Annotated in this window: 22 protein-coding genes and 2 pseudogenes; 8 read left to right on the top strand and 16 right to left on the bottom strand. The window is 39.9% G+C overall.

What is annotated here, in order from left to right; all coding sequences use genetic code 11:
• Nucleotides 1–313: 313 nt before the first annotated feature.
• Nucleotides 314–1,534, top strand: a pseudogene (locus ACY3FQ_RS08175) (ISNCY-like element ISAjo2 family transposase); the annotation flags it as partial.
• Here the strand turns inward: ACY3FQ_RS08175 and ACY3FQ_RS08170 are convergent.
• The 4 genes from ACY3FQ_RS08170 to ACY3FQ_RS08155 form a co-directional block, all read right to left on the bottom strand.
• Nucleotides 1,494–2,237, bottom strand: a complete 744-nt coding sequence (locus tag ACY3FQ_RS08170) for an OmpA family protein (RefSeq protein WP_489774408.1) — start codon at nucleotides 2,235–2,237, stop codon at nucleotides 1,494–1,496. The pseudogene ACY3FQ_RS08175 and the gene ACY3FQ_RS08170 sit on opposite strands and share 41 nt — an antisense overlap.
• A gap of 54 nt (nucleotides 2,238–2,291) precedes the next feature.
• Nucleotides 2,292–3,248, bottom strand: a complete 957-nt coding sequence (tagF, locus tag ACY3FQ_RS08165; RefSeq protein ID WP_279741138.1) for a type VI secretion system-associated protein TagF — start codon at nucleotides 3,246–3,248, stop codon at nucleotides 2,292–2,294.
• Nucleotides 3,249–3,284: 36 nt separating this feature from the next.
• Nucleotides 3,285–7,043 (bottom strand): type VI secretion system membrane subunit TssM, encoded by a 3,759-nt coding sequence (gene tssM, locus ACY3FQ_RS08160; protein ID WP_489774406.1) that lies wholly within the window; start codon nucleotides 7,041–7,043, stop codon nucleotides 3,285–3,287.
• A 90-nt stretch (nucleotides 7,044–7,133) separates the two neighbouring features.
• Nucleotides 7,134–8,237 carry a hypothetical protein gene (locus ACY3FQ_RS08155; protein ID WP_489773831.1) on the bottom strand — a complete coding sequence of 368 codons (1,104 nt, stop codon included), beginning with the start codon at nucleotides 8,235–8,237 and terminating at the stop codon, nucleotides 7,134–7,136.
• Between ACY3FQ_RS08155 and ACY3FQ_RS08150 the strand changes: the two are divergent.
• A pseudogene (locus tag ACY3FQ_RS08150) lies at nucleotides 8,231–9,055 on the top strand (M15 family metallopeptidase); the annotation flags it as partial. The gene ACY3FQ_RS08155 and the pseudogene ACY3FQ_RS08150 sit on opposite strands and share 7 nt — an antisense overlap.
• On the opposite strand, the gene ACY3FQ_RS08145 reads toward ACY3FQ_RS08150, so the two are convergent.
• From ACY3FQ_RS08145 to ACY3FQ_RS08110, 8 genes are all read right to left on the bottom strand, one after another.
• A complete protein-coding gene (locus ACY3FQ_RS08145) occupies nucleotides 9,056–9,829 on the bottom strand; it encodes an alpha/beta fold hydrolase (protein WP_114837074.1) in 774 nt (257 codons plus the stop codon). It lies immediately after the preceding pseudogene.
• 232 nt (nucleotides 9,830–10,061) lie between these two features.
• Nucleotides 10,062–10,931, bottom strand: coding sequence for an MBL fold metallo-hydrolase (locus tag ACY3FQ_RS08140; RefSeq protein WP_348960290.1), 870 nt, complete (start codon nucleotides 10,929–10,931; stop codon nucleotides 10,062–10,064).
• Complete coding sequence (locus ACY3FQ_RS08135; protein ID WP_126036573.1) at nucleotides 10,928–11,350, bottom strand: YeeE/YedE family protein; 423 nt, start codon at nucleotides 11,348–11,350, stop codon at nucleotides 10,928–10,930. The genes ACY3FQ_RS08140 and ACY3FQ_RS08135 overlap by 4 nt, the downstream gene beginning before the upstream one ends.
• Nucleotide 11,351: 1 nt before the next feature.
• Nucleotides 11,352–11,768: a YeeE/YedE family protein gene (locus tag ACY3FQ_RS08130; RefSeq protein WP_126036574.1), complete on the bottom strand. Its 417-nt coding sequence runs from the start codon at nucleotides 11,766–11,768 to the stop codon at nucleotides 11,352–11,354.
• Nucleotides 11,769–12,242: 474 nt separating this feature from the next.
• Nucleotides 12,243–12,968: an ATPase gene (locus tag ACY3FQ_RS08125; RefSeq protein ID WP_126039234.1), complete on the bottom strand. Its 726-nt coding sequence runs from the start codon at nucleotides 12,966–12,968 to the stop codon at nucleotides 12,243–12,245.
• 33 nt (nucleotides 12,969–13,001) lie between these two features.
• A complete protein-coding gene (locus ACY3FQ_RS08120; protein WP_126036577.1) occupies nucleotides 13,002–13,253 on the bottom strand; it encodes a hypothetical protein in 252 nt (83 codons plus the stop codon).
• A gap of 127 nt (nucleotides 13,254–13,380) precedes the next feature.
• Entirely contained in the window at nucleotides 13,381–13,806 is a 426-nt protein-coding gene (locus ACY3FQ_RS08115; RefSeq protein WP_004693047.1) for a hypothetical protein, read from the bottom strand.
• 3 nt (nucleotides 13,807–13,809) lie between these two features.
• Nucleotides 13,810–14,178 carry an immunity protein Imm33 domain-containing protein gene (locus ACY3FQ_RS08110; RefSeq protein ID WP_004693046.1) on the bottom strand — a complete coding sequence of 123 codons (369 nt, stop codon included), beginning with the start codon at nucleotides 14,176–14,178 and terminating at the stop codon, nucleotides 13,810–13,812.
• Nucleotides 14,179–14,363: 185 nt separating this feature from the next.
• Between ACY3FQ_RS08110 and ACY3FQ_RS08105 the strand changes: the two genes are divergently transcribed.
• The 5 genes from ACY3FQ_RS08105 (at nucleotide 14,364) to ACY3FQ_RS08085 (ending at nucleotide 18,516) form a co-directional block, all read left to right on the top strand.
• Nucleotides 14,364–15,308, top strand: coding sequence for an ABC transporter permease (locus ACY3FQ_RS08105; protein ID WP_114837069.1), 945 nt, complete (start codon nucleotides 14,364–14,366; stop codon nucleotides 15,306–15,308).
• Between the two features lie 20 nt (nucleotides 15,309–15,328).
• Complete coding sequence (locus ACY3FQ_RS08100) at nucleotides 15,329–16,204, top strand: ABC transporter ATP-binding protein (protein ID WP_428870317.1); 876 nt, start codon at nucleotides 15,329–15,331, stop codon at nucleotides 16,202–16,204.
• 72 nt (nucleotides 16,205–16,276) lie between these two features.
• Nucleotides 16,277–17,287, top strand: a complete 1,011-nt coding sequence (locus tag ACY3FQ_RS08095) for an isopenicillin N synthase family dioxygenase (RefSeq protein WP_489773829.1) — start codon at nucleotides 16,277–16,279, stop codon at nucleotides 17,285–17,287.
• Nucleotides 17,284–18,168, top strand: coding sequence for a hypothetical protein (locus ACY3FQ_RS08090; protein ID WP_489773828.1), 885 nt, complete (start codon nucleotides 17,284–17,286; stop codon nucleotides 18,166–18,168). Before ACY3FQ_RS08095 ends, ACY3FQ_RS08090 begins: the two co-directional genes overlap by 4 nt.
• An 18-nt stretch (nucleotides 18,169–18,186) precedes the next feature.
• Entirely contained in the window at nucleotides 18,187–18,516 is a 330-nt protein-coding gene (locus ACY3FQ_RS08085) for a DMT family transporter (protein WP_489773827.1), read from the top strand.
• Between the two features lie 112 nt (nucleotides 18,517–18,628).
• On the opposite strand, the gene ACY3FQ_RS08080 is transcribed toward ACY3FQ_RS08085, so the two are convergent.
• The 4 genes from ACY3FQ_RS08080 to ACY3FQ_RS08065 form a co-directional block, all read right to left on the bottom strand.
• Entirely contained in the window at nucleotides 18,629–19,651 is a 1,023-nt protein-coding gene (locus ACY3FQ_RS08080; protein ID WP_218289424.1) for an ABC transporter substrate-binding protein, read from the bottom strand.
• A gap of 75 nt (nucleotides 19,652–19,726) precedes the next feature.
• The gene (locus ACY3FQ_RS08075; protein ID WP_489773825.1) at nucleotides 19,727–20,182 is read right to left on the bottom strand and encodes a CopG family ribbon-helix-helix protein; all 456 of its coding nucleotides are present in this window, start codon (nucleotides 20,180–20,182) and stop codon (nucleotides 19,727–19,729) included.
• Between the two features lie 4 nt (nucleotides 20,183–20,186).
• Nucleotides 20,187–20,309, bottom strand: a complete 123-nt coding sequence (locus tag ACY3FQ_RS08070; RefSeq protein WP_256350806.1) for a hypothetical protein — start codon at nucleotides 20,307–20,309, stop codon at nucleotides 20,187–20,189.
• Nucleotides 20,310–20,627: 318 nt separating this feature from the next.
• The gene (locus ACY3FQ_RS08065; protein WP_126036591.1) at nucleotides 20,628–21,119 is read right to left on the bottom strand and encodes a hypothetical protein; all 492 of its coding nucleotides are present in this window, start codon (nucleotides 21,117–21,119) and stop codon (nucleotides 20,628–20,630) included.
• Nucleotides 21,120–21,457: 338 nt separating this feature from the next.
• Between ACY3FQ_RS08065 and ACY3FQ_RS08060 the strand changes: the two genes are divergently transcribed.
• On the top strand, nucleotides 21,458–22,336 hold an 879-nt coding region (locus tag ACY3FQ_RS08060), incomplete at its 3' end, for a zinc-binding metallopeptidase family protein (protein ID WP_489774404.1).

Below are 22,336 nucleotides of genomic sequence, written 5' to 3'. Positions count from 1 at the left end.
CAATTTTTTATAAAGTTAGATCATCACATTGATAGGTTGCGTGCGTAGATTTCGGCATAACGTATATTATGTTCATTAGCGTACTCGGCATTGTGAATATAATTTTACTGAGATTCACAATGTCGAGCTGTAGCACCAACTGAGGTTGCGTAGGCTACAGTCTTGGATATGCTATTTAACATAATATACATTATACGTAATATAAATGTAAGCCCCAAGTAGAAATGTCCGGTTTCTCCAAAGTAAAAATGTCCGCTTTTAGAATATGCACTTTTGCAATTTTCTTAGCGGACGGTTTGATATGTTGGTGTCTATGTCGGATAAAGAACTTAAACGATTGTCGGTCTTGCAAGAAATCTGTGATCAACGCATAACCCAGTCCCAAGCTGCTCAGCTACTTCATATTTCAGAACGTCAGATCAGACGTTTATTGCAAAAATACAAAGCTCAAGGCCCAGCTGCATTAGCACATGCTGCACGTGGCCAAATCAGCAATTCCAGGCTTCCTGAAGAGCTCAGACTCAAGTGCCTCAATATTGTTTCGGATCAACTGCATGGTTTCGGACCCACTTTAGCGCATGAAAAGCTCACCACTGTTCATGGATTCGATATTTCAGTGGAAACACTGCGTTCCTGGATGATTGCAGCCGATCTGTGGATTCCTCGCGCCAAGCGCCTGAAACGCCCGTATCAGCCTCGTTATAACCGAGATTGTTATGGTGAACTGATTCAAATCGATGGCTCACACCATGACTGGTTTGAAGGACGCGCTGCTAAGTGCTGTCTGCTGGTATTTATCGATGATGCCACAGGAAAATTACAGCATTTACGCTTCTGTGAGTCGGAATCAGCATTTGACTATATGATTTCAACACGTTTGTATGTTGAGCAGCATGGTAAGCCGTTGGCGTTTTACAGTGATAAACATTCAGTCTTCAGGGTGAATCAAAGCAGCAAGAAAGACACCAAGATTACCCAGTTTGGACGCGTACTCAGTACCCTCAATATCGATATCATCTTCGCCAATTCACCACAAGCCAAAGGCCGTGTAGAACGGGCGAATAGAACGCTTCAGGACCGTCTGATTAAAGAAATGCGCCTGGAAGGCATCTGTTCGATTGAGCAAGCGAATGCCTGGCTGCCCTGCTTTATCGAGCAATTTAATCGTAAATTTGCCAATATGGCCTTTAATCCCAAGGATCTACACCGGACTGTCACTGAAACAGCCGAAGAGTTAGATGATGTTTTTACCTGGCGTGAACCCCGCAGAGTCACGAACAGCCTGACGATTACTTATGATAAATGCGTATATTTACTGGAAAATACCGAAGAAAATAAAAGGTTGATCGGCAAGTATCTTGAGTTTCTGGAATACCCGGATGGCACGGTAGCCATTGAACATCAAGGAAGAAAAATCAATTACAGCATCTTCGATAAATTAAGTCAGCTCAACCAGCGAGAGGTTGTTGAGAATAAACGTTTAGGTGCTGTTCTCAATCATATTCAACAACAGCACGAAGAATTAGAACATCAAATTCAATTCGACGGTTTTTCTTACGGCCATCTGCAGTCGCATTATCAGCAACAGGTTTGTTTGAGCCCAATCCTTCAACACTTAAGCGTTCTGCTGCAATACTTTTATTGATCAAATAATTTTTCACAGCTACAGCACGTTCTTTACTTAAAGCAAGATTCTTTGCGACGTCACCTGAACTATCTGTATGTCCGATAATTTTGACCTTTTTCCCTCCAACCTTATTTAGCGCCACCGCCATTTCATCTAAGATCTGAGTCCCACTCACAGCCAAAACTGCACTGCCAGATTCAAATTCTATAATTCTGTTTTTAAGCGCTTCATCTATGATTTGCTGTTCAGCCTGATTGACAGAAAGCTGCGCATTCAAGCGATATGGTGGCGTTACTAAACTTTGGAATAAGTTTGTTGTTGGCTGAACTTCATTTGAACTCGATATTTTTCCATTAAGTTCCATTTGCGTACCACGTACAGAAAGTTTACCTTGGTAAACTTTTTTTAACTCTGGAACCACCATATTCGCAACAGATTCACTCCAACCATTTGGAGCGCTAACTGCTTTAACCTTTATTTTATCAATCACTTGGTCAGCGCCATAAACACTATACATCTTGTTTAAAATGATTTGCTTACTGGCATCATTTGGAACAACACCTTCAACAATAATCGGTTCAGCCCAGACATTCACGCTCAAAACCAACATTAAAGTCAGCAGCCATTTATTCGACTTAAATCTATGATTTATTTTCATATTTTACTAATCTATAAAAGTTTTTTTAAAAAGTTTCACAGCTTGTATTAAGCTCAATTGCCGCTCACACAAAGCTTGCTCCAGAGTTGCCAAACCGGCATTTTGCTCTAAATATGCATCAATCCAATTGGCTTGAACCAATGAAACCCAGTGATCTGAATCTAACTTTTGCGTGAAAATTTCACTTAAGGTCATAATATCTGCCCCTTGAAAGCCAAAAAGCAGTACAGGTTTTTCGCTATGTAAAATCCCTATCAGAAGCTCAGCATTTTGATTTTGAATAAAAAAACTAATTAGATTGACCCAAAAAGCCGCAATTTCATAGCAGTAGCTAGAGTTATTAATAGGTAAAATCAACACCTTAGTTAAGCGACTAGTACCATATTGAATAACGGGTTGTAACAATAACCCGAGTCCAATCATGCTTTGTGCAAGCTCGTAACTGGTCATTCTTAGTAATTGAGCAAATGAATGTATCGTATGGTGTTCATAAAATGCCGAAACTTCGCTGTTATTAAAAACTTGTATCTCATTATTTAATTTAGATAATTTATCAAGCACGATATTGGGGTCACGTATCGAACGTACCACACGATTCTTTTGAAATAAATCGATTAAAGTTTGCTTATAGCGATATGGTGCATAAATAAGATTATCAAAACTATTTTCAACCTCTAATAAATGACTCAAAACCATTGGAAATTGACGGCCAGAACTATCGTGACTGGCTATCAAATTTGCCACAAGAAAATTATTTTCTTGTGGATTTGCAATAAAAAAGTCTAATGAAGGTAGCTTTTCATATGCTTGACTAAATCCCTCTGAGTGCATGGCATGCTCTAATGCCTCAGTAATCCACCGATCAATCAGTTGAATTAAGGCATACTGGCCGCGTGTTTTTAAGAAATCACCACGTGCAGGACATTTTCCATAATATAAAGCTAAGGTACGCAGTTCATCCATCGCAATACTCCTTACAACCTAGCCACTTTCGAGAAATCATAAACGACGCTCCTGTATACCTGGTGTTGGAGCTTTAGGACTTGCAGCTGTTGCTGAAGGTGTGGTTTGCGCTGCCACCACACGTACGGATTTATTGGTGACAATTTGATCGACCAGTTGCATGCCATTGTAACTGCGCTGCCCGCCTACTCCACCATTTGCGTCTCCACTGATTAAACGGAAATTGACTTTTACTGCAAGCTCTGGATTTTGCTGATTTCTCCAAATCATTTCATAGCTTCCGCCACGTTGCGTTCGCTCAGCACCGTCAATTAAACGATTAATACCATATTCACCAGGCGCCTCAAAAATCGTATGCGTTTTCCCATCTAAATCAATGGCTGTAATACGTGCACCTGGAATTGCTCCGGCATTTGGCCATACAAAATTCACCCATTGTTGAATGCCGTTTTCATAAAGCATTCTTTGTCCATCAATATCAATGGTATAGGATAAAAACTTAGGATTTTCAATTGGGTAAAATTGAAAATTGGATTGTGCTGTAGCAGCAGGTGCAGATGAAGCTTGATTTAAAGCCCCTGTTGCCATGCCATTACTTGGCGCAACATAGCTTTGAAAATTCATTACAAATTGTGGATTCAAGCTAATCCCTAAATCTTTCCACGTCTTAGAAGTCAAGGTATAACCACGACGAATAACCAGTGGATCAAGATACTCTTTGACATAACGCGCAATACTGCCATTTTCGCCAAGAATCTGGCTAATTTCATTGCTGGTTGCTTGCAGTGTCGCTGAAGAGTTAAATGGATATTTTTTACTGAGATTTGTGTTGAAAGGTTGATGGACTTGCATAACCCACAGCTTATTCATCTCATCTTGTGCTGGTAGAATTAAACTTTCAAATGATTGCGTCAATGGCGACATCAACAGCTTTTGGAGCAGTTTCTGATCAACCTCAGACAGGCCCACGGACATTTTTTCATCGACCAGCTTCTGCGTTGTATTAAAAACAGAGTTTTGCTCATTAATGGTCGACTTAACCAAATTCATCGCAGATGGCCCAATATCACCTGAGCTTTTCAAGTCATTGAATTTACTTCGGACTTGAGCTAAAGATTGCATGTATTCATCAAGCAAAGACTTATTTTGTTGGTCGTCACGCTTACGCACCAATTGATAAAACATCTGGAATTCTTTAGAAATCGGGCCTTGCGCTTGATTCATGACTTTGGCATCAAGCTGAGTTTCATCTCGTCTTAATACTTTGCGTTTAAACCAAGCCACAAAACCTGTTTGTGGCGCTGCCAGCTCCGCCATTACGACTGGGTTATCCCAACTGGTTTCTTTGGCAACGCGATCAAAAACACTTCGAATGGGTGAGTTTTCAGGCTCGCCTAAAACTTGAACGAAACCCGCCTGCTGTCCATAATCCTTAGTTTTGGCATAATGTATCGCACCTAAGAATTTCCGCCACTCCGCAATATATTCTTTTTTATAGAGTTCTGTGAGTTGTTTACGGATTTGATCTGGACTACCACTAAATGATAAGTCATCCGACTGTGTGCTGTTGAGTACCCAGTCTTTGGTATCGGTAGGACGTTTTGCAACTTCATCGATGGCTTGTTCAACATATTCTGACCATGCAGCATGTGTAAACATACCCGGTAAGGCATAACTGCCTAAGATTGCATTTTGATTGGCATCGCCAAGCATTTGCTTTATGGTTAATGCTGGATAACGGACAGCCGCACGCATTTTTAATTCATTATAAACACGGTCTCGTGCAGGCATTCCACGAACAACAGACAAGAGAACTTGACGCGTTTGATCCACCACCAAGCTGTCTGAGCTGAGTACAGGAAATTTAGGATCGCCAGCTAAAGTCATGCTATACGACAAAATTTGCTCTGCCTTTTGGATCATTTCTCCACGTGGCATTTGACCACGATTATTATCCAACCATGAACGCCAGAAACGTGTGACTTGATCACTTAAATGGCTTGCATCCATATATTGAGTATTACCCATCATTAAATAGGCTTTTAAAGCATTGTATGCATCTTGTGGATTTGCATCATTAGGCTCTAAATATTGCTGTGTTTTTGCAACAGGTGTCAGCTCTACATTTGCATGGTTTGTGCGCAATTTTTCTTCATTGCTTTTCACCCGCTGTAGATATTGGGCAATATTTTGTTGTGTTGGAATCAAGACGATTTGCTCAACACCTTTTAAATATTCTGTTTTTAACTTCTCCCGCAGCTCATCTCCCTGATACAAACCAAAACCCAGCTTTAAAGGACGATCTTCTTCAAATTGGTCCAACTGCTGCATACGTTCCTGTAAAATCAAGAGTGCACTCAGTTGTGTAGACAACTCTTGGCCCGATTGCTTTTCAAGTAAAACAACTTTGTCTAAATCGGCTTGTACGTCTGCAATCAATTGCTGATTATTCCGATAAGACCACACCCATAGACTTAGAATAATAGCCACACCAAATAAAGCGGCAACAAAGGCAATATAACGCTGACGCTTTCGGCTAGGGTTAATATGTTGTTTAACGAGGTTCTTGTCTTTCAGAATAATGTCAGAAAATAAACCTTTTAAAAAATAGCCATGGTTTTGCGAAACTGAGCGCGTTGGAATGCCATTTTCATTGTCTAAACCTTTTTGCAATAAAAAGTCTTGAGCAATTTGCTCGGTCATTGGACTTTCAATAATGCCTTCTTGCAGTGCACTGGTGAAATAAAAGCCACGGAAAACAGGTTTAAATTGATAAGGGTTATCTTCAAACAGCGTGCCGATAAATGTCTTTAACGCAGGCTTTAAGCTCTTAAACTCTAAAGGAAATGTCATGACACTTGGAGAAATATTCTGCGAGTGTCGACGGCTGAGATGTGTCGTACTGACGCCTTTTAAACCGTCATATAAGATGGAATAATGTTTTTCAAACAATTCAACAGCATTATTAGCCCCATCGGTTGTATAAGGCAGTGTCGCCCCCCAAACCTGATCAAACTCACCGACTTCATAGCATTCAAAAAACTCAGTAAAGCCTGCTATCAGATCCATTTTAGAGAAGACCAAATAAACAGGTGAAAAAACCTCTAAGCGCTCAGTAAGATCTTGAATTCGTGCACGTAAATTCTTTGCCAGTTTGATTGACTTTTCTGGACTGTTACTGACCAACTCAGCAATACTAACAATCACGATCAAGCCATTGATTGGTGCTTTTGAGCGGTTTTTTTTCAAAATATTTAAAAAACCTAGCCACTCAAAATGATCTTCCGCATAAACGGAATAACGACCTGCAGTATCTAATAACACGCCTCCTGTTGAAAAAAACCAGTCGCAATGACGCGTTCCGCTGAGTCCAGCAGAAACTGATTTTTGATGGGTTTCTTCAAAAGGAAACTTTAAACCTGAGTTATAAATGGCCGAACTTTTACCTGCAGCAGGATTACCAATTACCATATACCATGGCAACTCGTAGAGTGCAGCATTGCCCTTTTTATCTCCCAATTTTGATTTTCGAATCAACTGAATAGATTCTTTCATTTGTTGCTGAATCAAATGAAGTTCATCTTTGTTTTTTTGTTTGCCATATTCTGCATTGGTGTCATGTGCAATGGCATCGGCAAGAGCTTCACCTTGTGCTGCATGTCGACGACGTACAATGAGTAAATAAATTCCCCACAGCATCAACCCGAATACATAACAAATCATTAAAGGCCAAAAGATTTTGGCTGGAATGACGTTATACATGGCCATTAGTGCGACAAAACCCGATATAGCCATAATAGCTTTAGGGTTGCTCACATACTGCCAAACATAACCTAAGACGTTATAAAATAAAGAATTCACAATGCTCTCTTATTCTTTTTTAATTTAAATGGTTGGTTCTACAGGGATATTACTGTCTTCGTACGCATGTAGAAAACAATGTGTAGACAATTGATCAGTGCTATAAATCATCGACATCAGCTCATCAGGCAAATGCATACTCAACATAAATCCAAAAACTTTGGCCAAATGCTGAGTATGTCCAAAGCTTTGTTTGGTATGAATGAAGTGATGCGATTCAATCCCACTTCGATCGAAAATTTGGTTAAGTTTTTTCATGGTTTGAATGTCTGTAATATCATCGAGCATCAGTACAAAAGGTTGAATATCCTTAAATTGTTCTAATTGCTTCATCGCTGGGGATGCAAACTGATTGGCAAGATTGGCCTCGTTTAGCGCAATCTTGAGTTGTTTTAAGGGTTTGATATCAAGTAATGGTAAAGAAGATGATGCTAAGCACCAACTAGAGGCATATTCAGCAGGCAAGTAATGGTCGGTTAACCATGTTTTTTCATCGAGCAGTTCTTGGTCAATTTCAGAGTCTACATTCAGGATGAACGTAATTTCCTCTGACTGCTGAGAAATTTGCTCCAATAACAGCATCCAATCTTTATAGGCTGTTTCTTGACTGAAATAATGGTGCTCAAGATGAATTTGCTGCGTAATCACGCCCAGTGAACTTAAATAATCCTGTACGACACCACTGCTTTGTTCTTCATTCCAAACATGTAACATCGATTCAGGCAGCAGCATATGTATATTGATACGGTTTAATTTAGCAACCTGCTGCACATCAGGTTGTTCCTCTGGTTCATTGCTATCATATTCACTCGTAGGATCAATCCATGCCGGATGCATACGATATTCATAGGCCAATTCACTGTCATAAAATAAAGCCGATTGCTTTAAATGCTGTGAGATTTGCCACAATGTTTCTGCATGTTGTTCTAGTTGATGCTCGATCAGGGCCTGAATTCGCATATGGCGCGGATGATCAACGACTTCATCATCGTCCTGATTTGTAATGACATGGTCTAGTGCATGTATGCGATAAGACAGCATCGGTAAGCCATAGGCATTTTGTAATTGCGTATCGAGCTCCGGGCTTTTAAATTTTTTAATCTCGTCAAGAATCTCGTCATTTTGCACAGCATATAAATCATGCTGCTGCGCCCGAGCAATTGCAATCGCATTGGCATATTCAACAGTGGTGGATATTGGTTGCGGGTCTATTTTTATTTGCTAGCATCTTAATGTTTGCTTTTACCAGCCCCGTCACGCCCACTAAAATCGAAGCCGATTATTTAAGACAATCGGATCCACAAATTTATGCCCTACTTGATGGACAAATTTTGTCTCCACCACCAGAGGTCGAAGAATCCTTAGTTGCTGCGGCCATAGTTGAAGCAAGTTTGCTGGAGCAAGTGGATCTTAATAATAATTCTATTCAAGCCAGTGCTTTGAATTACGATCCGAGTATTCAGGATGTACATTCAACTCATTCACACGACAATTTAGCAACGGCTGATCGTAAGTGGCACAAAATGAACCCACGCTATAAACAACGTTTACTGATGGTATTTAAAATAATGCGTGAGCAGCATGGATATGAACTGGTTTTACTGGAAGGCTATCGTAGCCCGCAGCGTCAGAATTCTTTAGCCAGCAATAAAAATACGACTTTGGCGCGTGGTTATCAGAGTTACCACCAATTTGGATTGGCGGCGGATGTCGCATTTAAGCGGGATGGAAAAGTCGTTATTTCTGAACGAGATCCATGGGCGATGCGTGGCTATCAGCTCTATGGTGAAGTTGCAGAATCTGTAGGTTTAACTTGGGGCGGACGTTGGAAGTCGATCCAAGACTATGGCCATACTGAATATCGAATGCCGAATTTAAAGAAAACTGCGGAAATGGCTGAAAAGCTGACCTCTGAAGGACAACTTTCAGCTGCGAATTTGAGTTAATCAGGTTGAAGGCTGACTCAAATATTGGGTAATGATTTGCAGAACTTGCGCAGTTTTCTCTGCATGTAACCAGTGTCCAGCATCTGCCACCGTCTGAATCTGGGCTTGAGAAAACTGCGATTGGATAGCTTCTATATATTCTGGCTTTTCTACATAAGGTGAGTTTCCACCACGTATAAACAATGCAGTCTTATGCCATGTCTCTATATTTTCCCATGACAGAATTTGGGCATAGTTCTGATATAGTGCGTCTACATTAAACAACCACTTTCCTTTGCTAAAAGATTTTAATAGAAACTGAATAACCATTTCTTCTTTGAGATATTCACGCATGATTTCTATGGCTTGCTGACGTGTTTCAATATGTGCTTTTTGTACGGCAAAGAGCGCTTTAAAAATCTGCTCATGATGATTTTCTTTATAAGCAATAGGCGTAATATCCAACACCACCAGTTGATCTAGTCGATCTCCTGCGAGTTCGGTCACTTTCATCACCAGCTTTCCACCCATCGAATGCCCGATCAAAGAAAAGTATTCGATGTTGAGTTCATCTAAAGTTTCAATTAGATCAGCTGCCATAACCTCATAATTCATCACATTTGAATGTGACGATAACCCATGATTACGTACATCTACCTGTAATACATGGTGGCTTGAATAAAACTCCCGTGCCAACATCCCTAAATTGCTTAAACTGCCAAATAAACCATGGACAAAGACCAATGTTTTTGTAGGCGGCTGCTCATTTTGATGAAATTGATGATTTAGGATCATATGAAACTTACTTTATTTGATTGCTATAGATATTGAATTTTTAATGGAAATAAATCAAATGACTTTTTATATTGAGCTCAATTTTGCTTAGGCTATTTTGAGTAAAATATTTGCTTAGGCTAAATTTAAAGGCATGATGTACATATCTGTTTAATATCAGATTAGATTTTTGAATCAGATTTTATGCAAGTGAAAAGATGCCGAATGCCTTAAGTCTTGCTACTTTTCTATTTTAAAAATAATTCAGCGGAATTTTTAAGTAAGAAATACCATTGTCTTCTGGTTGAGGGAACTTGCCTGCAAACATATTGATTTGAATCGCTGGCAATATCAGTTTTGGCATGCTTAACGTTGCATCACGGCGATTTCGCATCTCGACAAAATCGCCCCTTTGCGTTGTAGTATTGATATGAATGTTTTCATGCTTTTGCGAATAAACCGATGTTTCATATTGGTATTGATCACGACTTTCGGGTAAATAGTCATGGCATAAGAACATCCGCATTTGATCTGGCAATGAGTACAAGGTCTTCACTGAGTCAAATAAAGTTGCCGCACTCCCCTTTGGGAAATCACAACGTGCTGTTCCATAGTCAGGCATAAACAAAGTATCCCCCACGAAAACAGCATCACCAATGACATAACTGAGACACGCAGGCGTATGCCCAGGTGTCGGAATATTATATGCTTTTATGTTACCTATCAAAAATGTCTCATGATCTGCAAAAAGATAATCAAATGACTGCGTAGCGTTTAAACTTTTAATATCTAAATGATAAATCTCACCAAAAGTTTGTTGTACGATCTCGATCTTATAACTAATCGCAATTTTTCCGCCAAGTTTTTGCTTTAAGTACTGCGCAGCACTTAAATGATCTGCATGTACGTGTGTTTCTAAAATCCAGTCTACGCTTAGGCTATTTTCCTGAATATAAGCAATGATTAAATCGGCCTGCTCTGTTTTGGTCGTTGCCGATGCTGCATCATAGTCCAACACACTATCAATCACGGCGCAGCGCTGAGTGTCGGGATCACTCACCACATAACTAAACGTGTTGCTCGCTGTATCAAAAAATGCTTTTACTTGAGCAATTTGCTTCATGGCATTCTCTCCATCACTTTACGATGTAGCAGTACACCGACGAACATCGCAATTATAAAATAGATCGCTTGATTATAGCCCAGTCCAATCAAAGTAAAGCTCGGCGCAGGACAAATTCCCGCAATTCCCCAGCCTATACCAAATAGCAGACTTCCCAAGATCAGTTTTCTGTCGATTTTCGTATTTTTAGGAAGTTGTATGGCTTCACCATAAACCGTTTTTGGATGTGGCTGACGTACAGCTTTTTGAAAAGGAATAAATGCAACCGCAATTGCACCCATCATCACAAAAGCTAAACTGGCATCCCACTGCCCAAAAATATCTAAAAAGCCAATCACCTTCGCAGGATTCGACATTCCTGAAAGCATGAGACCAATTGAAAATAATCCACCACAAATGAATGCCCAAACATTTTTCATTTTAGATTGCTCCAAGCATATGACGGACAACATACACAGTAATAAAGCCTGCGAACATAAAACTCATTGTAGCGATGATTGAACGTTTGGATAAGCGACTGATACCACAAATACCATGCCCGCTGGTACAACCAGAGCCTAAGCGAGTTCCAAAACCTACCAATACGCCCGCAATAATTAACATGAAAGGTGTAGCTTCAATATAGATCTCTGGCTGAACAAAAGCGGCATATATAAACGGAACAATGAACAGGCCCAATAAAAACCACAGTGCAGGCGTATTTATAATCCCTTTTAAATTTAAAACTTGTGAGACCAGACCACTGATTCCCGCAATCCGCCCATTGGTATATAAATATCCAACGGCGGAGATGCCGAGTAATATTCCACCTATAAAAGACCACGCAAAATCATGCATTGGTAAGCACCCTAAAACAATATATATTATTATAATATATTTAATTAAAAAATAATCAAGCGTCCTTTGTATCTATCTATGCTATGCACGTCTATGACCACTGTTTACGGGCCCTTGCATCTAGATTTAGATATTTGAATGGTTACTATCTGTTCGTTCTTGAAGCTTTTAGTCTTTTAGATAACACCTTAAAGCATTTCTTTTACATAGTTATTCTTCACAATCATGCAAAAATCTTGAATATATCCCCGAGAGATTTTGTATTCAGGCCTTTTTTAGATTAGAAATACTTAACTTATCTCATTTTATTTCATTATAGTTTTCATTTAAAGAAACTGAATAGAGTTAGGGGGACATCTCTACATCATGAGTATTATTATAGGTTTATAAAACACATTCACGACTTTTGAATATGTTTTTATGCAGGTAGACACATGAAAAAGGATAAAATAATCTGCTCTTTTTCTGAGCAGATTATTGAAATTCTGATAATACCCGTTCTGCAAACCATATTGGGAGCTTAGACACGGCGGCATTCATTTTTAAGGTTTCAGCTTCTTCAATTTCAGCAAGAAAAGACGCTTGTATACCATCGGAGGAGTTATCAAACAAGTAGGCTCGATCACAGCACTCTATGGCTTGCATGAGCAGATCCATACTACGGTAGTAACGTTCAATAATTTTCTGCTCAGGAACAGGATGACCACCCACACTGACGCGATACTTGACTCGGGCAATATTGATTTGTGGGTCTACTGTTGAGACATAATATAGATAGGTTTTATAACCCTGACGTTTCGCTTCTCGGAGAAACTCAACTTTAGAGATATGTGACATTACCGTCTCAAAAGTAAAACTGACTTTTAAGCGCAGAAACTCAAGCCGGATATAGTCAATAATGCGTGCACAGAGATAAGAATCAATTTCTTCGGTTTTAAACTCGATCTTCCATTCATCTAGTACAATTGGTTCATGCGCAAGTAAAGCCACGAACTGTTCCGCTTGAGGACGCTTCTTACTTTTTAGAAAAGTTACCAACTCTAAAGCTTTTAAGGAAGGATGATAATGCAATAAATCAATGCGTTGACTCTGTCTTAAGTTTTGTTCCAGTTCATCTGCATTTAAATATGCCCCAATATGTTGGGGCAAGAGGTAATCTTTAACAGTGCTTTTACCAGAACCATTCGGCCCTGCAAACATTCTTATTCTAGGTTGTCGAGGTGGCATATCAATCTATATGGTTGCGTGTTTCTTTTTACGTGTCAGTGTCGGTAAAACGCCTACATCGACATAAGCATGACTTAAGTCTTGTAAAACAGTTTCATTGCCATGAATATCGCGTTCAACCAACTGTTCAGCTTTTGCATAAACTACAGACGCACGAGTGGTTGCTTTTTGAAAAGCATCATGAAAAGCATGAATGGCAAGTTTAGGAATCATATCATCCTCATATTTGCCTACTTTAATGTCGGTATAAGCTGCCATACACCAACTCCTACTCAAACGATGGTTGATTTTTATTTATCTTAACACAATCGAGGACATTGTCTATTTATACAGCATCCTGAAACAATAAATTAGATCTTAATGTCTAACCTAATTTCATGTTGTCTTATTCGGTTACTTTACTTTTTAATCGTTTCGTATGTTCAACTTTTAAAGCTTTAGCCGTTGGGCAGAAGGCACTTTCATTCATCCCTGCATCGGTCAGGCTTTTTTCTTGCTGATCAAGATAACGGTTGGCCACCATCAGCATCACTGAAGCGGTACTTAACTCAATATTGGCTTTAGATAGCGCAGCAATTTGATGATATGCAGCCATACGCTGACAAAATGCGGTTTTCATTTCTGTTGCTGTCGCTGGACTATCTTTTGCATCTAAAACGGTTTTAGTTGAATTCACAGTTGCTGTATATTCAGCCATCTTCTGATCATACTGCGCCTGAGTTAGCTTCGTTGTTTCTGCATAACTCAGGGTTGATAGAAACGATGATAAAAATAATGACAGGCTAAGCAACGTCCATGTTTGTTTTTTCATGTATTAAGACTCATCGCCTTCTTTCCATACGTCTTCATAGTCATCGCCATCAATCATAAAACGATAACCTTCACTTAAAGCCAAGTATGGAAGTACGTCAGGCAAGATATCTTGTAACTCACGTACAGTCATGGTTGTAAAAAAATCTTGGCCTTCGCCCAACTCACCACCATAGATAAACCAAGCGACATTCTCTTCAGTTTCTGGCTTTTTACGTAAACCGACAATGGGTTCTTGATTCAAAGTATGCACAGCAACAGCAACGACATCATCACCTTTTACTTCAACATAGGCGGAGTCAAATTCTTCACACAGTAGTTTTTGTTCTGCAATCAATTCATTCAATGCAGATTGTTGTGACTTTTGTGCCATGCGATGCTGCCCCTTTTGAGCTTCAATCTATCGATAGCGCATTTTAAAACATATTTAGGTCAAAGGCTGTTTTTATTTAAACAATTAGCACACAGGTGAACACTCAATATCACTACAAATTTGGCATTCATTTTGCTTAACAGTATTACGTTTTATAAAAAAAGTAATATCGGGGCTAAGCAACTATGGGTTATGTCGCACGAGAACTCAGTCCTCAAAGCAAAATATTGCTGGGCTTTGGATCATTTCTAATACCAATCCTCATTTGGTGTGCTGTGAGTTATTTGCCCTTTATTTGGCATCCTCAAGTACAAATTACCAACTCTGGCAGTGTCTCTTTTTTACAAGTCGGTAGCCGTGTAGACAAAAATGTGTTCTATGCCGAAGCGCAAAATGCCGTCAATAAAGGCACTGAACCGCCACAAGGTAATTTGGTCAATCCCATTTATTTACCAGCACCTCATCAAGTTGCGACAGCCTTAGTGACAGCATTTACTACACCACCAGCTCAAGCCGATGCACCATGGTTTCATCAAAGTCTTTGGCACAGTATCAAAATTGTATTCAGTGCTTTCTTTATTGCATCACTCGTTGGTATTCCATTGGGAATTTTATGTGGTTTTTCCAACAAAATTTCCCAGCTCACTGAACCCTTTGTTGAGTTCTTTCGCTACTTACCTGCGCCTGCCTTTGGTGCACTGGCTGTTGCCATATTAGGCATTAATGATGCACCAAAAATTGCCATCATCGTGATTGGAACACTGTTTCAGCAAATTCTGATTATTGCCAATACTACGCGTATGGTTGACCGCGGGCTGATTGAAGCGGGTTATACCCTAGGGACGAATAAAGCAAAAAGTCTGTTTCACGTGGTCATTCCAGCGGCGTTACCCGATATTTACCGTGATTTACGTGTCTTGCTGGGCTGGGCGTGGACCTACTTGATTGTCTCTGAGTTGATTGGCACCACCACAGGGATCACTTGGTTTATTACCCAGCAAGCACGCTACCAGAACTTTGACAATGTCTATGCTGCGATTTTGATTATTGGCGTGATTGGCTTGGTCTGTGATGTGATTTTAATGAAGCTCGGACAACATCTGTTTAAATGGAAAGCGGGAGCAAAATAATGAAAACCACAGATATAAGAATGACGGAATTCAATGCTCGTCAGTATTTTGATCACATTTATCAACGTCCTGTCATTTTAGAGGCCAAACAACTTAGTCAAGTTTTTCAGCATGGTAAAAACTCACGCACGATTTTAAATCAGCTCGATTTGAAAATTCATAAGCGGGAGTTTATTTGTGTGATTGGGCCATCTGGTTGTGGAAAATCGACCTTTAGTCGGGTTGTTGCGGGTCTAGACCCATATAGCTCTGGTGAATTGCTAGTAGATGGACAGCCCATTTCAGGCCCTAGTCCAGAGCGAGGCATGGTGTTTCAAGGCTATACCTTATTTCCTTGGAAATCGGTTAAAGAAAATGTGATGTTTGGTCCACTCATGAAAGGTGCAAGTCATGCCTCAGCCGAAGCGGCTGCAAGAGAATGGATCAATATTATTGGCTTAGAGAAATATGAAAACCAATATCCACATCAACTATCTGGCGGGATGAAGCAACGTGTTGCGATTGCCCGTGCTTTAGTCAATGAACCGAAAATTTTACTGATGGATGAACCTTTCGGTGCGCTTGACCCGCATACCCGTCAGAAAATGCAAAAACACCTAATGGACCTATGGCAAAACATTGATATCACCATTATTTTTGTAACCCATGATATGGATGAGGCTATTTTACTGGCTGATCGTATCGTAGCGCTTAAAGCCAATCCTGGGGAAATTAAAGAAATTATTGAAGTAGATTTACCCCGTCCACGAAACACTGAACTGATGTCCAGCCCTGCCTTTAAGCAACTTCGAGAGCGAGTCGATTTCTTAGTACATACACAAGAAGAAGAACTTGATCCAGCACTGGAAGATTTACCCAAAATTCCACGTATGACCCAAGTTAGTACGCACAAGTAACTCATTGATCTAGCCTGAGGGACGACCCTTAGGTTTTATGCACTGTTGGACGGCCAACGCGAGGATTTTACCATGCAAGATAAATATGTCCTTCCACTGGTGGATATCAGCCTTTTAAATAGCCCAAATCTAGATGACCATATGCAAGTTGCTCAAGCGCTTGATCAGGCCTGCAAAGAAGTTGGTTTTCTCTACCTCAAAGGTGATCAATTTCAACCTGCATTATTTGCACAGTTATGTGACATCGCAGAACACTATTTTGCCCAAGATGACGCACTCAAAATGCAAAACTATATTGGAAAATCGGTAAATCATAGTGGCTATGTGCCTATAGGTGAGGAACAGTTTTCGAGTAACAGCTACGATTTAAAAGAATCTTATGATGTGAATTATGACTATCAAGGGTCTGCATTAAATTATCCCTTACTAGGCCCAACACAATGGCCAGATGATCCCGCATTTAAACGTCATGTCTCGCAGTACTATCAGCACTTAAAAGCAATTGGTCATCAGCTGTTTCGCTGTTTTGCGCTGGCTTTAGAGCAGAAAGAAGACTTTTTTGATGTGCATATTCAACATGCACCAAGCCAGTTACGCCTCATTCACTATCCATATAATCCTCAAGCGACAGATGCAGAAGGCATCGGGGCACATACCGACTATGAGTGCTTTACTTTATTATTGCCGACAGCACCCGGTTTACAAGTTCTCACTAAGCAAGGTGAATGGATTGATATTCCTCTGCTTGAAAATACCTTGGTGATGAACATTGGTGACATGATGGAAATATTGTCCAATGGCAAATATTTAGCCACCAAACATCGGGTCAAAAAAGTCCAACAAGAACGCTACTCCTTCCCTTTATTTTTTTCTTGTGACTATGACTATCTCATCCAACCGATTAATACAAATGAACCACCTAAATATGCGCCACTGGCAGGTGGAGAACATTTGTTTAATCAAACGGCTCAAACCTTTCATTATTTAAAACAACGTGTAGCCAATGGTGAGTTGGTCTTAAAGAATGCCGTTCCGCTTTATTCTTTTGGTCTGACTGAGTCAAACATGGAGTACACCCCATGAATTTATTCGAAACTTTAAGTCAACTAAAACCCATCACAGCTGCTTCAGGTAGTGTGCCAACCTATTTAATGGGCGCATTTCGACGTAAAAGTATTAGCTTTTACAATGGCCTGACAGATGAAAATACGATTGTGTATTGGTTTCAGTCCAAGAGCTTCACCATTGACCTACGTCTCAAATCAGTAACAGATACACCTATCGTAGAGCGTCAAGCATGGGTCGGTTATACGCATTGGGATGCACAAACTGCATCATTGTCATGGGTGCTAAGTAGCAATTATCAGAACCATACCCAATGGCCTGAGCCAGCAACTCTACATACTATTGGCAATTGTATTTTGGAGTTTTCACCAAGTAATGCCTATGTTGAAGACTGGCGTCAACAAGCCAGTACGGGTTTATTTTTAGGACTACGCTTAGTCAAAGCCGTACATGTTGCCACGCAGCAAGAAATTTCGCTTGATGGCGGTCTCATCATCTGCGGTGAGTATATGGCATATGCACAGTCACGTTTACCCCATATTCAACAGAATATAGACGCGTTAGGGGTTCTTTCTTATGTGGAGCAAAGTCCTTCTGACTTAAATCAAATTGAAAGCTATGAAGTATCAGTTTCAACTCAGGATCAGCTCATTCAATATTCAAGCTGCACCCAAATGACTCAACAACAACTCATTCTAGATGGTTTTGAAGTCGTTGATACTGAAACGCTCATACAGCATAAATTGATCGCTGGCGAAGCATATCAGTTGAAGTTTGTCGTGGATGTGTATGAACCTGAATACACTTTCCACAATGTAACATCTACCACGGCGGACAGTCAGCATTGGCTGAAACAAGAACAACATCACCTCATGCATCATGCAGCCGTGGTTACGTAAGGGAGCTTAAAATAAGCTATGGCTTTTCTCTATTTATTGATCGCCGTGATTGCAGAAGTCCTCGCGACTTCTGCACTAAAAGCGAGCAATGGTTTCACTGCACCGTTACCTATTGTTTTAACTATTATTGGTTATGCAATTGCGCTCTTTTTCTTAGGTCTAACGTTTAAATCCATCCCTATGGGGCTAGCTTACGCACTGTGGTCAGGTGCAGGCATTATCCTGATCTCTACAGTCGGTTGGATTTACTTTAAGCAGCAGCTCGACTTTGCGGCGGTTGTTGGTTTAAGTTTTATGATTATCGGCATCGTGATTATTCATATGTTTTCTAAAAGTACGCATTTATAAATACATGCCTTAAAATCTACTCTTTATTTCACATTAGATCTTTCTTTGCTTTTTAAACACATTCATACAAAAAAAGCCCAAGTTAACTTGGGCTTTTAGTTTCTACGGAGTTTTACTTTAACTCTTCAACCAAAGCTGGATAAATTGCACCATCAACATCCATTTCTGTTTTATAAATGCCATTTTCAACGTTGAATTTGTTTACGTGGTAGCTTGAGCCATAAATCGAGTCAAAACCTGAACCTTTCTTAAAGACGGTTTTATTGGCTGCCAAATCGAGTAAATGCGTCCCGCCAATAAATTGTTCATATTGTTTCGGATCAACACCAACACGGTTAGACATAATTTTCACGGCGTCTTCATGTGTTGCAGGGTCATTAATATATTTGACTGTTTTATCCCACACTTGGATCATCTTTTTCCAATCTTCTTTATTGGCAGAAAGATGGCTCATATTTACAGTCAGCGTGTCATAAATTAAACCTGGCTTATCTTTAGAACTATAAATAATTTTAGACCCTGCAACAGACTTCAACGCTTGATTGGCTACAGGTTGCCAGACCGCAATTGCAGCAATGTCTGGACTTGCAAAAACTTGTGGAAGCTCATTGGTCATAGAATTGACCAATTTAATGTCACTGGTCTTAATTTTTGCATCTGTCAGTGCTGTACTTAGCAATAGATGGTCAACCAAGCCTTTTTCAGTAGCAATACTTTTGCCTTTTAAATCGGCAATGCTGTTAATTCCATCTTTTGCAATGATCACATCATTACCTGCGGAGTAGTCCGTCGCCATAATCATGACACCTTGAGTGCCCCCAGAGGCTGTGACTAGATTATCTCCATTGGTCACCAGTACTGCATCTAGCTGATTGGCTGCAAAAGCAGAAAGCGATGATGAATAATCAAACCATTTAAACTCAACATTCAACCCTGCTTCTTTGAGCCAACCTTTTTCAATTGCCACTTGCCATGCAACAAAACCCGGCCAATCACTGTAGCCAATCGTGATGGTTTTTGTGGCTGTGCTCTCAGATGCACTGTTCTTTGTTTCAGGAATTTTGGCGGTGTTATCACAACCTGCCAATAAAATAGTCGAAACAATAGAGACTGATAAGAACGCTTTTTTAATCATGATGCAGTTTTCCCGATGCTGTAAATGTTTAAACTTGCTATGTATGGAGTGAGTCATTGAGGGCCGTGAACATGGTCACGATTTCAACGCTCTCTGTTTTTCATTTTGTGGAATCGGCGGCATCACCGCATCCATTAGTTCCAAATGCCCTTTGATCACACCTTTCAAAGCAATGAATTGTTGGCTTAATGCTTTCAATTCAGCACTTAAACCCTGCAAAATCATCACTTCTAGAATTTTTTGCTCATCTAACTGAATATGCAGTGAACTGACCACTTGCTCTAAAAATTGTTGCTGCAAGTCCAGCAATTGGACTCTAAGTGGCGTGACACTGGCGTCATAGAGCAAGGTAAATGTCCCCACCATCACGGCGTTACGTTGCTCCTGATCCGCAATTAAATGTTTATTGATCATGTCGACAATCGCTTGAGAACGGCTTTCATAGTGCTGATCAACAATTTTCTGATTCAATGCATCGACAGTTAATTCAGGCACAGTGATGCTGATCCGTGCCAATTTATGTTTCGGCACGCGCTTATCCTTTTTCGGATGGATCTTGTTTGATATAAATGCCCGCTCTAGCGCTTAAGATGGCGACCACGAACTGTTTAAATACAGTGAAGAATGCATTTAAGTCATCTTTGAATTGTTTAGACATTTGCTGCTCCTTTCGGTATTACCAAAAAAGGTTTTTGTAATACCTAGAACTAAGCAGAATACATGCCAATTTTTTTGATTAGACTGACGGCAATAGCACATTAAAAAGTTTATTTTTTGTGCAAAAAATATTTATATTTTTAAAATTGATACATCAAAGTGCATTTCGGGCTATTCAGCTTGACTTTTCATCCGTCAAAGGCCCAATGTTTACGTCCCTATAGACAGAATATCTTCTGAAAATGAGATCTTATGTCCTCACAACTTTTAGTTTTCTCTCACTTATAAGCAAAAAAAAATCGCCTGATGGCGATTTTTTTTATTGATAAACTTTTTGGAACTCACCCAAAATTGGAGCTGAGACGCCATCTTTATACACATATCGAGAGATAATACCTTGATCTGTATAAATATTCATTTTGATCGAATTTGTACCTTTTAAGCTACTCATCAAATTTACAGGCGCTAAAATATAATTGATCGAACGGTTTGTGCCTAACACATGATCATGCTCGGTTGGCCCAGTGACAGCAAAAGTTTGGCTTTTTTGTCCATTGGTAAACACGACCTTTTGAATGTCGTATTTATTGTAAGTACTACTCAAATGCATTTTTAACTTAAGCAACTCTTTGTTCGATTCATTCCAGCTCACAGTAACCACTGGACAAAGCTCATTCTGTGCACAAATGAGTAAACCTGTGGCACCCACATTTTGATGACTTGGGTCTGTAGAGGTTGTCGCACAACCTGAAAGCAACATCGCCCCCAAACTCATGAGTAGCCATTTTTTTGGCGATACGTTCGTTATCATTATATTTACTCCCAGAAACTTAAAAGGCTTTGAAATTCTAAAATGAAGCTTTGATTTTTCCCAGTCCCTATTTTTGACGAATCTGCACCTAAATCAAGCTTTTTCGTTCATTCAGGTTATAAATTTTAAAATTTATAAAATTTATATTTCTTTATACAAATATGAAAGAAAAGAACCTGCTGAAAAGCTCGCTACTAACCAAGCACATGTATTCTTTCTAATATGCTCTCAATGAATACTCAACTTTACAAGCCTATCAAAACAGATGACAGAACATGACGAAGGGAACCGACATCCTTTATACTGGTTCTAAAAGCTCACCAAAGACACAGCCGCCGATGAAATTCTTTAGTTGCGCATCCTGTCAAAACCAAGTCTTTTTTGCCAACTCACAATGTGTGAGCTGCCAAACTACACTCGGTTATATTGCATCGGAAAAAGATATGGGGAGCTTTGAACAGCATAGCCCTGTTCTTTGGTTAGCGCTAAATGAAAAATACCAGACGAAGCGCTATAAGCCTTGTTATAACTATCAGCATCATCAAGTCTGTAATTGGGTTATTCCCGCAGAGAGCAACGACATCTACTGTGAGTCTTGTGTACTCACATATACCATTCCTACTCTCGATAACCCTGATCATATCGTCTATTGGTCACGGCTCGAACATGCTAAACGGCGTTTTCTGTATTTAATGCAACGCCTGAATATTATGCCAAGGCCCAAATATAACGATGATGATCGCTACGGACTCCGTTTTAATTTTCTCATGCCTGAAGCAGAGCACCCTGTGCTGACAGGACATGCTAATGGTGTCATTACACTCAATGCCAGTGAAGCAGATGTCATCTATAGAGAAACGACCCGTATTAAAATGGGTGAAAACTACCGTACGCTTTTGGGGCATTTTCGTCATGAAAGTGGTCATTATTATTTTGACCTCATTAAATCGCTACATCCTGAGCTGGTCGACGAGTTCCGTCAGTATTTTGGAGATGAGCGTCAAGATTATAACGCAGCACTACAACGCCACTATGAAGATGGCGCACCGCAAAACTGGGACAAGTTTTATGTCAGCTCTTATGCCAGCACACACCCTTGGGAAGACTGGGCAGAAACGTGGGCACACTATTTACACATGATGGACACATTGGAAACCGCTTACTATGCAGGTTTAATCGTGCGCAATAATCGAAAAGATATGCATGACTTAAGCTTT

It is taken from the genome of Acinetobacter sp. AB03, assembly GCF_058107045.1.
Note: the sequence above shows the minus strand (reverse complement) of the source record. Positions and strands in the feature narration are given on the sequence as shown.

Coding starts and splice junctions, on each gene's coding strand:
- ACY3FQ_RS08170 (WP_489774408.1), bottom strand. CDS start 2,237: ATGTTGGTTTTGAGCGTGAATGTCTGGGCTGAACCGATTATTGTTGAA.
- tagF (WP_279741138.1), bottom strand. CDS start 3,248: ATGGATGAACTGCGTACCTTAGCTTTATATTATGGAAAATGTCCTGCA.
- tssM (WP_489774406.1), bottom strand. CDS start 7,043: ATGGCTATATCGGGTTTTGTCGCACTAATGGCCATGTATAACGTCATT.
- ACY3FQ_RS08145 (WP_114837074.1), bottom strand. CDS start 9,829: ATGATCCTAAATCATCAATTTCATCAAAATGAGCAGCCGCCTACAAAA.
- ACY3FQ_RS08140 (WP_348960290.1), bottom strand. CDS start 10,931: ATGAAGCAAATTGCTCAAGTAAAAGCATTTTTTGATACAGCGAGCAAC.
- ACY3FQ_RS08135 (WP_126036573.1), bottom strand. CDS start 11,350: ATGAAAAATGTTTGGGCATTCATTTGTGGTGGATTATTTTCAATTGGT.
- ACY3FQ_RS08130 (WP_126036574.1), bottom strand. CDS start 11,768: ATGCATGATTTTGCGTGGTCTTTTATAGGTGGAATATTACTCGGCATC.
- ACY3FQ_RS08125 (WP_126039234.1), bottom strand. CDS start 12,968: ATGTTTGCAGGGCCGAATGGTTCTGGTAAAAGCACTGTTAAAGATTAC.
- ACY3FQ_RS08120 (WP_126036577.1), bottom strand. CDS start 13,253: ATGGCAGCTTATACCGACATTAAAGTAGGCAAATATGAGGATGATATG.
- ACY3FQ_RS08115 (WP_004693047.1), bottom strand. CDS start 13,806: ATGAAAAAACAAACATGGACGTTGCTTAGCCTGTCATTATTTTTATCA.
- ACY3FQ_RS08110 (WP_004693046.1), bottom strand. CDS start 14,178: ATGGCACAAAAGTCACAACAATCTGCATTGAATGAATTGATTGCAGAA.
- ACY3FQ_RS08105 (WP_114837069.1), top strand. CDS start 14,364: ATGGGTTATGTCGCACGAGAACTCAGTCCTCAAAGCAAAATATTGCTG.
- ACY3FQ_RS08100 (WP_428870317.1), top strand. CDS start 15,329: ATGACGGAATTCAATGCTCGTCAGTATTTTGATCACATTTATCAACGT.
- ACY3FQ_RS08095 (WP_489773829.1), top strand. CDS start 16,277: ATGCAAGATAAATATGTCCTTCCACTGGTGGATATCAGCCTTTTAAAT.
- ACY3FQ_RS08090 (WP_489773828.1), top strand. CDS start 17,284: ATGAATTTATTCGAAACTTTAAGTCAACTAAAACCCATCACAGCTGCT.
- ACY3FQ_RS08085 (WP_489773827.1), top strand. CDS start 18,187: ATGGCTTTTCTCTATTTATTGATCGCCGTGATTGCAGAAGTCCTCGCG.
- ACY3FQ_RS08080 (WP_218289424.1), bottom strand. CDS start 19,651: ATGATTAAAAAAGCGTTCTTATCAGTCTCTATTGTTTCGACTATTTTA.
- ACY3FQ_RS08070 (WP_256350806.1), bottom strand. CDS start 20,309: ATGTCTAAACAATTCAAAGATGACTTAAATGCATTCTTCACTGTATTT.
- ACY3FQ_RS08065 (WP_126036591.1), bottom strand. CDS start 21,119: ATGATAACGAACGTATCGCCAAAAAAATGGCTACTCATGAGTTTGGGG.